Raw genomic sequence first — 13893 nt, 5'->3', positions numbered from 1 at the left:
ACCCTATTCAGAGATATGGTTAATTCTGTTCCAGCCCAAGGCTGTCACGTAATAAATTAAGACGCTCCAGGTCACCATCGCTGGCAGCCTGTTGGAGTGATTTGGTAGGAGCATGTATCAAACGGTTCGTCAATTGATGAGTCAATTGATTGATGACCTGCTCGACATTCGCCCCCTGATTGACAGCAGACAACGCTTTAGCTGTCATTTCAGCTCGCATCCGTTCTGCCTGCTCACGATATTCACGGATTGAGTTTACCGCTCCTTGTGAACGCAACCAGTCCATAAAATAACCGCTTTCCTGCTGAACAATATATTCAGCCTGAACAGCTGCCGCTTTACGCTGTGTAAGATTCTGTTGAATAATTGCTTGTAAATCATCAACGCTGTAAAGATAGACGTTATTCAATTTTTCTACATCAGGCTCTATATCACGGGGAACGGCTATATCAACCAGCAACATTGGTTGATTACGACGCAACTTTAATGCACGTTCAACCATACCTTTACCAATAATCGGCAAAGGGCTGGCAGTTGAACTGATGACAATATCGGCTTCGGCTAAACGTGTATCAATTTCAGGCAAAGTAATCACTTCAGCCTGAACTTCATTAGCCAATATCTGAGCCTTCTCTTTCGTCCTGTTAGCAATCATCATATGGTGCACTCGATGCTCTTTTAGGTGACGGGCTGCCAGCTCAATGGTTTCCCCCGCACCTACCAGCAAAATATTCAGCTCAGAAAGTGATTCAAAAATTTGCCGTGCCAGCGTACAAGCCGCAAAAGCAACTGAAACCGCATTTGAACCAATACTCGTTTCGGTTCTGACGCGTTTAGCAACAGAAAATGATTTCTGAAACAGTCGCTCCAACTCGCTCGACAAAGAACGACTGTGCTGTGACTCAGCAAAGGCTTTCTTTACTTGTCCAAGAATTTGAGGTTCCCCAAGCACCAATGAATCCAGCCCACTCGCCACTCTCATCAAGTGGCTAACCGCTTCATTATCGTGATGCCAGTAAACACTGGATTTCAAATCTCTGGGATTAAGCTGATGATATTCACACAACCAGTTAATTAACTGCTCATACAGATTATCCTGTTGCTCTACACTGAGGTAAAGCTCTGTACGGTTACAGGTTGACAACACAACGCCTCCCCTCACCAGTGGTTGCTGGAGAAGGTTATCAAGTGCCTCCCCAATCGCATCAGGGGAAAAAGTCACCCGTTCACGCAGAGATACAGGCGCAGTTTTGTGGTTAATACCAAGTGCTAACAAAGTCATATGAACTGCATTGAGTTATCAGCAGAGAGAAAATTCATCGTAAAAATGTTTTATACCCGTTATCTTTCAAGTTGCCTCTTTGTTGGCTGCACTCACTCACCCCAGTCACATAGTTATCTATGCTCCTGGGGATTCGCTCCCTTGCCGTCGCGATGCATCTTGAAATCTATTGGGTATAGACCCGTTATCTTTCAAGTTGCCTCTTTGTTGGCGGCACTCGCTCAACCCGGTCACAGAGCTATCTATGCTCCTGGGGATTCGCTCCCTTGCCGTCGCGATGCATCTTGAAATCCACAGGGTATATTTGATGAAATCATCACCCTTAATAAGGACTCTTCTTAAGCTGTGCATTCTACTTGATACGCCAGACCAATAAAAGACAATCAGCAATGTCTGATATCATTATTCAGAATATTTTTTCGAAATTTAACTGGATTAATACTTTATTCTTCATTATTAAGTAATGTAAAAATTTTCATGCTGTTAAACAGAGATTGTCGATGAAGCCAATGCAAAAATTATCACTCTTCCGCCTACTGCCACTCTCTTGTGTGCTACTAACTGCTTGTACATTAACAACACAGCCGGAAGGAACCGGGTCAGCTGATTCTCCTCAGTGGCGAGCACGCGAACAACAATTACAGCAATTGAATCAATATCAAACCCGTGGATCTTTTGCTTATCTGACTAATGAGAAAAAAGTTTATGCCCGTTTTTTCTGGCATCAATATAATCCTGAACGCTACCGTTTATTGCTGACTAATCCCTTAGGCAGCACTGAATTAGAACTCGTCGTTCAGCCCGGTATGACACAGTTAACAGATAATCAAGGCAAAAAATATTTTAGTGATAACCCTGAAGAGATCATTTATCAACTCACCGATATGCATATTCCATTGGATAATTTGCGACATTGGATAACCGGTCTACCCGGTGAAGCAAAAGACTTTACACTTGATTCTGGCTATTTATTGAAAACCGTCAGTTATCGACACAATGGCGCTACATGGTTAGTTAATTATCAATCCTACGATACTTCAACAATCCCCGCCCTTCCTAACCGTCTTGAACTGACTCAGGGCGATCGCCGCATTAAATTGAAAATGGATAACTGGACCACAAAATAATGACTCTGACCTGGCCCTCACCGGCAAAACTTAACCTGTTTCTCTATATCACTGGTCGCCGCGCTGATGGTTATCATCAATTGCAAACGCTATTTCAGTTTCTTGATTACAGCGATGACATTACGATTACCCCACGTCAAGATAATGAAATTCGTTTACTGACACCAGTAGACGGTGTGGAACCCGCTAACAACCTGATTGTTCGTGCAGCGCGTTTATTGCAATCCTACAGCCATCAACAAAATACGGGAATTGTTCACAAAGGTGCGGATATCCATATCAACAAGCGCTTACCTATGGGCGGTGGATTAGGTGGCGGTTCATCTAATGCTGCTACAGTGTTAATTGCACTGAATTATCACTGGCAAACGGGCTTCACAGACGAAACACTGGCAACCCTTGGCGTGAGTCTTGGTGCTGACGTACCCATCTTTATCAAAGGTCACGCGGCATTTGCAGAAGGTATTGGTGAAATCCTGCAACTAGCAGAACCGGAAGAAAAATGGTATCTGGTGGCTCACCCTGGTATTGAAATCTCAACTCTGCGCGTCTTCACAGATCCAGAATTAAAACGTGATACACCAATTCGCTCTCTGGCCGCATTATTAAAGGCTCCGTACACAAATGATTGTGAACCTCTTGTAAGAAAACGTTTTCGTGAGGTTGAACAGCTTCTTTCATGGCTGCTAGAATACGCGCCGTCACGCCTAACCGGAACCGGTGCATGTATATTCGGTGAATTCGAATCAGAAGCATCGGCCCGTAAGGTGTTAAATAAAGCCCCTGAGTGGTTGCATGGTTTTGTTGCGCGTGGCGTAAACAATTCACCTTTGCATAATTTTCGCTCTGGGATACCCGTGTTATTGAACCAATGAATAAATGTTTTATTTAACATTGGTCAACAATATCTCTCTGGACGCAAGCCTGAGGTTTTTCTCGTGCCCGATATGAAGCTTTTTGCTGGTAACGCTATCCCGGAACTAGCACAACGTGTTGCCAACCGCCTGTACACTAACCTTGGAGATGCTGCTGTCGGTCGTTTCAGCGACGGTGAAGTCAGCGTGCAAATTAACGAAAATGTGCGCGGTGGTGATATTTTCATCATCCAGTCCACTTGTGCACCGACTAACGACAACCTAATGGAATTAGTCGTTATGGTTGATGCACTGCGTCGTGCTTCCGCAGGACGTATTACCGCAGTAATCCCTTACTTCGGTTATGCCCGACAGGACCGCCGGGTCCGTTCAGCCCGTGTACCTATTACCGCAAAAGTGGTTGCAGACTTCCTGTCCAGTGTCGGCGTAGACCGCGTGCTAACAGTTGATCTGCATGCTGAACAGATTCAAGGTTTCTTTGATGTTCCGGTTGATAACGTATTTGGCAGCCCAATTCTGCTGGAGGATATGTTACAAAAAGAGCTGGAAAACCCTATCGTTGTTTCCCCGGATATTGGCGGGGTTGTGCGCGCCCGCGCTATCGCTAAACTGCTGAACGATACGGATATGGCTATCATTGATAAACGCCGCCCACGCGCTAACGTTTCTCAGGTGATGCACATTATTGGTGATGTCGCAGGCCGCGACTGCGTATTGGTCGATGACATGATCGATACCGGCGGCACATTGTGCAAAGCAGCTGAAGCTTTGAAAGAGCGCGGAGCCAAACGGGTATTTGCTTACGCAACTCACCCAATTTTCTCTGGCAACGCGGTAGACAACATCAAAAACTCGGTGATTGATGAAGTGGTTGTCTGTGACACCATTCCTCTGTCTGCTGAAATCAAGGCGTTAAATAAGGTTCGTACTCTGACTTTGTCAGGTATGTTAGCTGAAGCGATCCGCCGCATCAGTAATGAAGAATCAATCTCTGCGATGTTTGAACACTAAGTTTTATCTATAAACATCGCTTATTAAGAAAAAACCCGTTGTACAAAAGCTTCAACGGGTTTTTTGCTTATCTGGAATAATAATACTTTTCCATTAGCACAAACTACGACTAACTCTATTTTTGTTATGGATACCGATGATCATTGCGACGATAACGCTCATCGTAATTTCTCAACCACCAGTAACGATCTGCTATACCTTCCCGACCTCCAACACCGGCACCAGCCAGCCAAACAAGAGCACCAATAAAGACACCCAATAAAGCTGCTTCAGATAAAAACTCAGGCCAGCCAAGACTGAAGATATGGGGCAGTAATGTATAAGCGAGGCTACTCACTATGGTGAACATCCCGATGCCCATTAATACATTACCCACTATGAAGGCACTTTGACGTTTCATATGTCACCTCCAACCCTCTTCGTGAACACTAAGAACCAAAAGCTCAAAAGTTAAGCTTACTTGATATACCTGTTATCTTTCAAGTTGCCTCTTTGTTGGCTGCACTCACTCACCCCGGTCACATAGTTATCTATGCTCCCGGGGATTCGCTCCCTGGCCGTCGCGATGCATCTTGAAATCTATTGGGTATATATACATCTATATATAGTATAGCCCTATTTCATAAAAGGTCATTGCGGGCACGATCACAACTATACCCTTCATCCTTCAAGTTGCTGCTTTGTTGGCTGCTTTCACGCACCCCAGTCACATAGTTATCTATGCTCCTGGGGATGCGTTCACTTGCCGCCGCGCTGCAACTCGAAATTTATTGGGTATAAAAGAGATTTAACAACAAAACCCTAATCATTATGAGAAATGTAATGAAGAAATAATAAGTTAGGTAGCCTGAACTTCAGTTAAAGAGACGTTCAGGTTTTTAACTAAATATTGATGTATAACAATGATAGTTGTGAAACTCCATCCAGGTTATATATTTTCAAACAATGATTCCTACCGAGATAATAAAAATCATCTTATTTTCACACGACATGATAACGGTTAAAAACAGGGGATTTGTCTAATTTTTCAATGAGTAATCATGCAATTAGTATCCCCCAAAATATCCAGCGCCTAATATAGATCTGGGATTAATTTTATCCACGTTTGACTATATATCCGTCCATCAATGCAACTTACACGAACCAATGAAGATTGATTCATGAGAGGTACATGATGATGAGGATAACACTCTAGAGTAGCAACTCTAAATCTAAAATAGCCATTTTTATCGGTAGTCATATATTGGTCTTGACTACTCAATAACACAGAAGCTCCCATAGATACATCTATGTCTACATTAGGTTCACCTATGCCATTCTTATATAAATATCCAGCTATAATACCGTTTGAGAATGAAGACAACGCAACCGGAGATTCTGTGATCTCTAACCGATATGGATTATCCGTGAAACACATAGCTACAGCCTTTTCAATATCTCCCGCTTGCGCCGTTAGCGTTACTTTACCAGCACTATTAGATTGTATTAACGCCGTTATCTTACCCTCTTTATCTGTCATCCCCGACGATGGAACTACTGTTGCCCCATTATCTGCATAAAAGGTTATTTTTTGGTTTTTAACTCCATTACCCAACCGATCATACATCGTTGCAACTACCTTATTCTCATCGGTACTATTAATCCATGCATTATTTTCTTTTAATTTAAGATTAAGCGCTGCCACTGATTGAACAGCAGAAGTAAACTCGACCTGAAGAGGAGGGGCTTCTATTTGAGTATCAGCTTCCAAGCAAGCATACACATTCCCTTGACACGGAGTTGCATCAGTAGAGATTATTTCAACTGATACCTTACCCAGCACTCCCGTACCTTTTATAATTCTACGATCATTATTCTCTTTAAATACCATAGAATTATTATCTAACGTTAAAATTACATTCATCCCATGCAATAAATAGCCATCTTGAATTACGCTTACACCGACATATATCGGTTTATCCGCAATTTCCGTTTTTTCATTTAATATCCAATTTAATGTTTTAGCCTCTTTTGATGCTTGTTCGTCATTCATTTCATTCTCCAAGCTCATCACTATTATGTATATTTATATATATTATCATCGATTTAAAGTTAAAAAATGATTTCAACTTGATAACATTATGCTAATTAACAATATTCCTTACATTAAATAGAAGGAAAATGTTTAAAATTAATAGAAAATTGAATCGACTTATTAACATCGGGTAAACTTATTATCACATTATTTTTCTCTGCTTTGGTATTAGTGATATGGAAAGTTGTACAACCATCCTTACTAATTGCAACCTGCAACTCTCTTTCATTATCACCATAACCTGAAATTATCGCGGAACCATCAGTACGAACAAGTAATCTTTTACCGAAATAAACAGTACGATCCACAATCACATAACCACTACAAACACTCATGCCATCAGCAGGGACTTCCGAGGTAAATGAATAAGCTTCGATAATACCTCCTCCATCTCTCCACTCGCTAAATATTGCCTGACCTACGCCCGGTGTTACAGACCCGTCCTCCGCAGAAACAGTACAGCGAAAACTACCCGTTTCCTCAGATTGCAAATGGAAATAAGCCAACCCGAAACTATTGGGGGCAAATTGATATTTTGTACCATCCCCTTCAACAATACTTCCTGATTCAACACTCGCCAATAACCTCTTTCCTGGCGGCCCATAAACCGCAACCAAATTTTTCGGTTTTATTCTGGGATATTCATTAGATACCATCGGCGCACCTTCACTAATTGACATAATGACAGATGACATATCCGTTAGCGACAATATCACTGAACCTGGAGCAGAAACAGTATTGCCAACCTCATAATACCCGGTTCCCACGCCTTCCTGCCCCAAACAAAGCACATTTTCCGCCGGCACCACTAAAGAAACATAACCCTGCTTAACATCCTCATCACTGACTGTTATGGGTTGTGCATCCCAAGCCGCCCTCGCAATTGGCTCATAGTTGAAGTTATATCCTTGCCAGTGGAATATAACGCTGTCGCCTTTCTGCATCTGCTTATAACTAATATGCACATTTAATCCATGATGTTGTGCAAGAGACGAATAGTGAATAACGCCAGATGTTGCATCTGGATAAACTGATGGTAATAATTTTATCGATGGAGAATTAATAACTTTAATAACAGTCGGTTTAGAGAAATTTTCATTCTCGAAATCGTCAGCTGATGTATAAGTCACATTATAGCAACCATCAGGTATTTCAGAGAACGGCATAGTTACAGTAAAAAAATCAAGATTAATATTCTGAACATAATACGGTCGAGCAAGGACTCCACCAACACTTACCACGATCACGTCCCAGATTTTTATCTTCTTATTATAGGGTACTTTGATAATTAAATCTTGGTTCTGTTGAACAGAAACATCAATCAGACCATCATTATCTGCTTGCGGCAATTTTGGTGACGATAAAGGAATAACTTTATTGTCGTGATTAGTAATCATATTTCATCTCCCATTGGAATCGGTCTGAACGATAAAACAAGCTTGACTTTATCCCCTGAATCTGAATCAGGTGCTGTTAGCCAAACATTAACTTTACCTACTGTGTTGCTAGTCACATTCACTGTCGCACTACCATCCTCCTTTAATGGAATATCTGCCCAATCTTTATTATAACAATCAATGAGTGCATTATTATTCACTCTTATACGGATTTGATTAATATCATCATTGTTTTTACGGTCAATAAAAAGATATATAGAACAAGGCGTCTTCCCATCTGCCGGAGCGCCTGTAGTATAATTATAGGCGGTAAATACTATAGCTTCATCAGACTGCCGATAATTACCAAAAATAAGCGGAAAAGATATTATCTTATTAATATCTTCTTGTGGGGAAATCATTAAAACAGCCGAAAATTCTTCGCTATTTTCAATATTTTTATGTTCAAATGGAGAACGAACATAAAAATGTCCTTTTCCAGTCTCATCTAACGTCAATGTGATCTGATCTACATCAATGTTACCGTCTACAATAGAAGCACCGATAGATGTCGTAGCATAGAATTTATGCCCAGGTAGACCATATATAGTCACAATATTTTTAGGATTAAGATTAGGGTAATTGGTTAAATCACTTTTCGCCGCGTTTTCTGTGATAATCACACTTGATATGCTGTTATTCATACTGTCACCATTAACTCCATGATTTATTAATTAAAAATACAATGATAACGCTTAATAAAATATTATAGTTACGCAATAAATAAATCGCAGTTCACAAATAAAAAACATATTCGGAAAAATGGAAAATGCTCAAGCGTTTTCCCGCAAATAAATAAAAGCTCCAATCAGTTATGGAACCGTATCAATACGTCCAAACCAAACCTTAGAGTCCTTTATTCTTACACTATAAGTAATATAAACTAATCCTGGTCCATCATCATACGAGTCTACACCCGTGAAAGGTGCCTGACCAAGTAGAATAATCGCCTCTCCAGCCGCCACTTCGTCGGCAGTTACCGTATGGGGTTCAAGAGAATAAATTTTTGAAGATGGAATATCATTGACAACACCACTAACGTAAATGCGTACATTGATAACACTATCCACATCTATTTCATTTTTTTTACCCACAAAAATATGCGCATCCAGCCCTCCACCTAAAATTTTTACAAGATTGATCTTACCTCGCTGTCCAAGTTCTTCCTGATCTTTATGAGTGAAAATTCTAGGTGCCGCTAATGTACGCCTAATCTCTGGTGGTTGATTCGGTACTGACCTCGTTAAATTAAAATAGCGGGCAGATGACATAGTAACGTTTCCAATTACATCAACAACATAATAATACAACTCATTATCACCAATATTTGGAATATCAGAATATGGAACTAAAATAAATGGTTTATTAAACTGATTCATATTAGAAATCACAGCAGATTGACTTTGAGTTTCCTCACTATCTTCTCTAATCACTAAGAAAATTTGATCTCGTGGCTTAGCACTTGTATAAGATGGGATAATCACATGAAAACCTGTACTGCTATTTCCTACCTGTGGTGTTAATTTATCACCAACCAATTCTTCAATATTTGGTGCAGAAAGATTTGGAACAATATCTTCTATAATAAACAGAATGCTTGATGAAGCATTTTTTAAAAAATATGGCAGTTTTGTGAACATACGTACTGAATAGTTACCCTTAAATTTTTTAGGAAAAATTCTTAAGGCAACAAAACCTCTACTATTGGTATTAATATAATATTGATAATTATTATTTTCACTAATAAAAGGCGATATTTCTGCCGTAAGTTGTTCTCCATCATCCCCAAAAATACGTACTGGATTATCCGTTACCAAAGGAATTTGAAAATAAGGTAGCGGATCATTTGTTCCATTCAAAGCATATATATTAATGAGGAGGCTGCCATTGAAAAATTTAGAAGGTTGTTCATCATCTTCTGCCGGAGAGAGGTCTTTTATCAACGAATCGCCAATAATTATCGGTTCAAACGCGGCATGTGAAAAACCATTTTTATCAATAGGATGAAACGCAATCTCCAACTTAGCACCAAGGTCAGTAGCCTTATCCATTGAAAATGTTATGGTAAAATCATTAGCACCCGAATGAGCAGTAATAACAAATTTCGCAGTACAGGTATTTTTCTTGGTATCTCTTGAAATGCGGGGAACTTTATCAAAACTGGTATTTTTTGGGGTACTGTGCACTATGTCGGTCACTTCCGTTACTTTATGAATATCATCACCTAAATAAGTCACAGTAATAACAACCGGACACTCTTCTAAAACCGTTATTCCTGAAACGATATCTGCCGTAAGAGTCGACATAATCAAACCTCATATTAAAATTAAACATCAATAAGTAAAAAACACCTAATTTTCTATTAAAATAATGCACTTCCACAACGATGTTGACTACCTATTACCCCCTCCTAATTCTCACATAAATAAATTATTTACTTCGGCCATTATGTAATAACAATAACTCCATCATTCAGGGAATAAACATAAAAATACCTTTTCTAATGTCAATATAATCTGTCAAAATGGGAAGCACTAACGTGCATCCCAACAAATCCAATTAGCTAAACTTACTGTCCAGGTGAAACAGCATCAATGTGTCCATACCAAATCTTAGAGTTTTTATTCCTTACCTGATAAGCGATATATACTGAGCCTGGCGTGCCATCAGCATATGAGTTTACATATGAAAAAAACTCTTGACCAAGCTGAATAATACTTACTCCTGCCGCCAAGTCTTCCTTGGTTACTGTATAAGGATTAATAGTATTAATTGCTGAATATAGCTCCTCGTCCATAGTACCATTAACGTAAACACTTACATCAATAACATCATTTACATTGATTTCAGTTTCTGGCCCCACAGAAATGTAAACATCCAGTTCCCCTCCTAAAATATTTGCAAGATCTATCTTACCTCGCTGTCCGATTTCCACCTGATCTTTATGAGTGAAAATTCTGGGTGCAACTAATGTACGCTTAGCTTCTGGTGGTACATTTGGTACCGACCTCGTTAAATTAAAATAGAGAGCTGATGACACAGCGACGTTTCCTGCTACATCAATCATATAATAATATAACTCATTATCACCAACATTTGGAACACTGGCATATGGAACTAAAATCAACGGATTATCCAATTGATCCAGATCAGCTATTACAGCAGACTGGCTTTTAATTTCTTTATTACCTTCTCTTATTATTAAGAAAACTCGATCCCATGGCCTAGCATTTTCATAAAATGGGATAATCACATGAAAACCTGTACTCCTATTTCCTAGCTGTGGTATTAATTTATCACCATCCAATTCTGCAATCTTCGGCGCAGGAAGAGTTGAATAAATATTTTCTGTAATAATCAGAATGCTTGAAGACGCGTTTCTTGAAAAATATGGCAATTTTGTGAGCATACACACTGAATAGTTCCCTTTAGATTTCTTAGGGAAAACTCTTAAGGCAACAAAACCATCACTATTCGTATTAATATAATATTGATAATTATCTTTCCCGCTAATAAAAGGCAATATTTCTTCCGTCATTTCTCCTTGCTTAATCCCAAAAATACGCACTGGTCTATCCGTTACCAGAGGAATTTGAAAATAGGGTAACGCGTCTTTACTTTTACCCAGCGCATATATATTAACAAGAAGGCTGCCATTAGATTCAGAAGGCTCCTCATTATCTGCTGCCGGAGAGAAGTCTTTTATCAACGAATCGCCAATAATTGTAGGTCCAAACGCTGCATGCGAAAAACCATTTTTATCAATAGGACGAAATACAATTTCCAATTTTGCATCAGGGTCCGTAATCTTATCCATTGAGAATGTTATGGTGAAATCACTGGCACCAGAAGCAGCAGTAACAACAAATTTTGCAGTGCAGGTATTCTTCTCGACATCCCTTGAAATACGGGGGGTAGCATCAAAATGGGTATTTTCTGGGTTACTGTACATTATGTCAGTCGTTTCCGTTACTTTATGCGTATCATCACCTGAATAAGTCACAGTAATGACAACCGGGCACTCTTCTAAAACCGTTATTCCTGAAACGATATCTGCTGTAAGTGTCGACATATTAAACCTCATATTAAAGTTAAACACCAATCAGTAACAAACACTTAATTTTCTGTCAAAATAATGAGTTTATACAACGATGCTTACTCTCTATTACCTCCTTCCTGTTTGTCACATAAATAAATTATTCACTTTAGCCGTTAATGTAATAACAATAAATCTCTACTCGAAACATAAGCTTTATACCCAAATATACTCCATATAGTTACAATATATATGGGGTTAAAATTACGGTAATTGTTAAATCACTTTTCGCCATGTTGACCATTATTCATACTGTCACCATCAGCTCCATGATTCCTTGGTTGAAAATAAAATAACAACGATTAATAAAACATTATAGTATGTAATAAAGAAATCGCCAGTTCACCAATAAGAAATATGTTCTGAAAAATGGAAAATGCTTACGCATTTTCCAGCAAATAAATAAAATCCCAATCAGTTAAATTTATTTCCCAGGTGGAACAGTATCAAGGCATCCAAACCAAATCTTAGATTCCTTTTGACCTACGCTGTAAGTAATATAAACTGAACCTGGCGTACCATCACGATATGAGTCTACATTAGTAAAAGGCCCCTGACCAAGCGGAATAATAGCTTCTCCTGCCGCCACTTCATCGGCAGTTACCGTATGAGGTTCAACAGAATAAATTTTCGAAGATGGATTCTCATTTACAATACCATTAACGTAAATACGTACATTAATGACATTATTTACCTCTATTCCACTGCTTTTACCCACAGCAATATGGGCATCCACACCCCCTCCTAAAATACCATCAAGATTGATCTTAGCTGGCCACACAAATTCCAACTGCGTTCTATGATTAAAAATTATAGGTCTCGCTAATATACGCTCAATCTCTGGTGGTACATTTGGTACTGACCTCGCTAAATTAAAATAGAGGGAGGATGACATAGTTATGTTTCCCACTACATCAGCTACGTAATAGTATAACTCATTATTGCCAATATTTGGAACACTAGCATATGGAACTAAAATAAATGGACTATCCAACTGATTCAGATCAGTAATTACAGCAGATGCACTTAGCGTTTCATTATTATATTCTCTGATCATTAAAAAAATTCTATCTTTCGGTCTAACACCTTCATAGAACGGGATACTCACATGAAAACCTGTACTGCTATATCCTGTTGATGGCGTTAATCTATCACCGTCCAGCTCTTCTATATCTGGCATCACAAGCGTTGGAGCAATGTCTTCTGTAATAAACAGAATATTTGATGAAGATTTCCTTGAAAAACCCTGCAATTCGGTGAACATATTAACTACATAGTTCCCCGTTTCCTCCTGACTGGGAAAAATCTTTAAGGCAACAAAACCTTTATCATCTGTATTAATATAGTATTTATTATTATTGATCTCTTGAATAAAAGGAAATATTTCTTCCGTAAGTTGATCGCTATCATACCCAAAAATACGCACTAACTTATCCGTTACCAGGGGAATTTGAAAATAGGGTAGCGGCTCATTTTTTTCACTCAACGCATAGATATTAATAAGGAGGCTACCATTAAATTCAGAAGGCTCCTCATTATCTGCTGCCGGAGATAAATCTTTTATCAGAGAATCACCAATAACCATAGGTTCGAACGCTGCATATGAAAAACCATTTTTATCAATAGAATGAAACGCAATCTCCAATTTAGCATCGGGGTCCGTAACCTTATCCATTGAAAATGTTATAGTGGAATCACTGGCACCAGAATTAGCAGTAACAACAAATTTAGCAGTACAAGTATTTCTCTCAACATCTCTTGAAATACGGGGGGGCGTATCAAAACTGGTATTTTCCGGGTTATCGTACACTATGTCAGTCGATTCCGTTACTTTGTGAGTATCATCGCCTGAATAAGTCACCGTGATAACAACCGGGCACTCTTCTAAAACCGTTATTCCTGAAATTATATCTGCTATAAATGTCGACATATTAAACCTCATATTAAAGTTAAACACCAACAAGTAACAAACATCTAATTTCTATCAAAATA

At 39.1% G+C, this 13893-nt stretch carries 11 protein-coding genes; 3 read left to right on the top strand and 8 right to left on the bottom strand.

What is annotated here, in order from left to right:
• Positions 1-19: 19 nt before the first annotated feature.
• Positions 20-1282 carry a glutamyl-tRNA reductase gene (gene hemA / locus BDD30_RS18455; RefSeq protein WP_015834661.1) on the bottom strand — a complete coding sequence of 421 codons (1263 nt, stop codon included), beginning with the start codon at positions 1280-1282 and terminating at the stop codon, positions 20-22.
• A 500-nt stretch (positions 1283-1782) separates the two neighbouring features.
• Here hemA and lolB point away from each other — a divergent pair, with 500 nt between their 5' ends.
• From lolB to prs, 3 genes are all read left to right on the top strand, one after another.
• A complete protein-coding gene (gene lolB / locus BDD30_RS18445; RefSeq protein WP_015834662.1) occupies positions 1783-2409 on the top strand; it encodes a lipoprotein insertase outer membrane protein LolB in 627 nt (208 codons plus the stop codon).
• Positions 2409-3284: a 4-(cytidine 5'-diphospho)-2-C-methyl-D-erythritol kinase gene (ispE, locus tag BDD30_RS18440; protein WP_015834663.1), complete on the top strand. Its 876-nt coding sequence runs from the start codon at positions 2409-2411 to the stop codon at positions 3282-3284. The genes lolB and ispE overlap by 1 nt, the downstream gene beginning before the upstream one ends.
• Positions 3285-3347: 63 nt before the next feature.
• Entirely contained in the window at positions 3348-4295 is a 948-nt protein-coding gene (gene prs, locus BDD30_RS18435; protein WP_015834664.1) for a ribose-phosphate diphosphokinase, read from the top strand.
• A gap of 124 nt (positions 4296-4419) precedes the next feature.
• Here the strand turns inward: prs and ychH are convergent, their stop codons facing one another.
• From ychH to BDD30_RS18400, 7 genes are all read right to left on the bottom strand, one after another.
• Positions 4420-4695, bottom strand: coding sequence for a stress-induced protein YchH (ychH, locus tag BDD30_RS18430; protein WP_015834665.1), 276 nt, complete (start codon positions 4693-4695; stop codon positions 4420-4422).
• A 672-nt stretch (positions 4696-5367) separates the two neighbouring features.
• Positions 5368-6327: an Ig-like domain-containing protein gene (locus tag BDD30_RS18425; RefSeq protein ID WP_041381948.1), complete on the bottom strand. Its 960-nt coding sequence runs from the start codon at positions 6325-6327 to the stop codon at positions 5368-5370.
• 113 nt (positions 6328-6440) lie between these two features.
• Positions 6441-7766 (bottom strand): hypothetical protein, encoded by a 1326-nt coding sequence (locus tag BDD30_RS18420; protein WP_015834667.1) that lies wholly within the window; start codon positions 7764-7766, stop codon positions 6441-6443.
• Positions 7763-8449 (bottom strand): hypothetical protein, encoded by a 687-nt coding sequence (locus BDD30_RS18415; protein WP_015834668.1) that lies wholly within the window; start codon positions 8447-8449, stop codon positions 7763-7765. Before BDD30_RS18415 ends, BDD30_RS18420 begins: the two co-directional genes overlap by 4 nt.
• A 168-nt stretch (positions 8450-8617) precedes the next feature.
• Complete coding sequence (locus tag BDD30_RS18410) at positions 8618-10111, bottom strand: hypothetical protein (protein WP_015834669.1); 1494 nt, start codon at positions 10109-10111, stop codon at positions 8618-8620.
• Between the two features lie 263 nt (positions 10112-10374).
• Positions 10375-11877: a hypothetical protein gene (locus tag BDD30_RS18405; protein WP_041381951.1), complete on the bottom strand. Its 1503-nt coding sequence runs from the start codon at positions 11875-11877 to the stop codon at positions 10375-10377.
• Between the two features lie 448 nt (positions 11878-12325).
• Positions 12326-13831, bottom strand: coding sequence for a hypothetical protein (locus BDD30_RS18400; protein WP_041381953.1), 1506 nt, complete (start codon positions 13829-13831; stop codon positions 12326-12328).
• Positions 13832-13893 lie beyond the last annotated feature (62 nt).

The sequence above is a fragment of the Photorhabdus asymbiotica genome (genome assembly GCF_003634575.1).
GTDB classification, from domain to species: Bacteria; Pseudomonadota; Gammaproteobacteria; order Enterobacterales; family Enterobacteriaceae; genus Photorhabdus; species Photorhabdus asymbiotica.
The sequence above is the reverse complement of the archived record's forward strand: the minus strand, read 5'-3'. Positions and strand labels throughout refer to the sequence as shown.

Coding starts and splice junctions, on each gene's coding strand:
- ychH (WP_015834665.1), bottom strand. CDS start 4,695: ATGAAACGTCAAAGTGCCTTCATAGTGGGTAATGTATTAATGGGCATC.
- lolB (WP_015834662.1), top strand. CDS start 1,783: ATGAAGCCAATGCAAAAATTATCACTCTTCCGCCTACTGCCACTCTCT.
- BDD30_RS18425 (WP_041381948.1), bottom strand. CDS start 6,327: ATGAATGACGAACAAGCATCAAAAGAGGCTAAAACATTAAATTGGATA.
- hemA (WP_015834661.1), bottom strand. CDS start 1,282: ATGACTTTGTTAGCACTTGGTATTAACCACAAAACTGCGCCTGTATCT.
- BDD30_RS18405 (WP_041381951.1), bottom strand. CDS start 11,877: ATGTCGACACTTACAGCAGATATCGTTTCAGGAATAACGGTTTTAGAA.
- BDD30_RS18400 (WP_041381953.1), bottom strand. CDS start 13,831: ATGTCGACATTTATAGCAGATATAATTTCAGGAATAACGGTTTTAGAA.
- BDD30_RS18410 (WP_015834669.1), bottom strand. CDS start 10,111: ATGTCGACTCTTACGGCAGATATCGTTTCAGGAATAACGGTTTTAGAA.
- BDD30_RS18420 (WP_015834667.1), bottom strand. CDS start 7,766: ATGATTACTAATCACGACAATAAAGTTATTCCTTTATCGTCACCAAAA.
- BDD30_RS18415 (WP_015834668.1), bottom strand. CDS start 8,449: ATGAATAACAGCATATCAAGTGTGATTATCACAGAAAACGCGGCGAAA.
- ispE (WP_015834663.1), top strand. CDS start 2,409: ATGACTCTGACCTGGCCCTCACCGGCAAAACTTAACCTGTTTCTCTAT.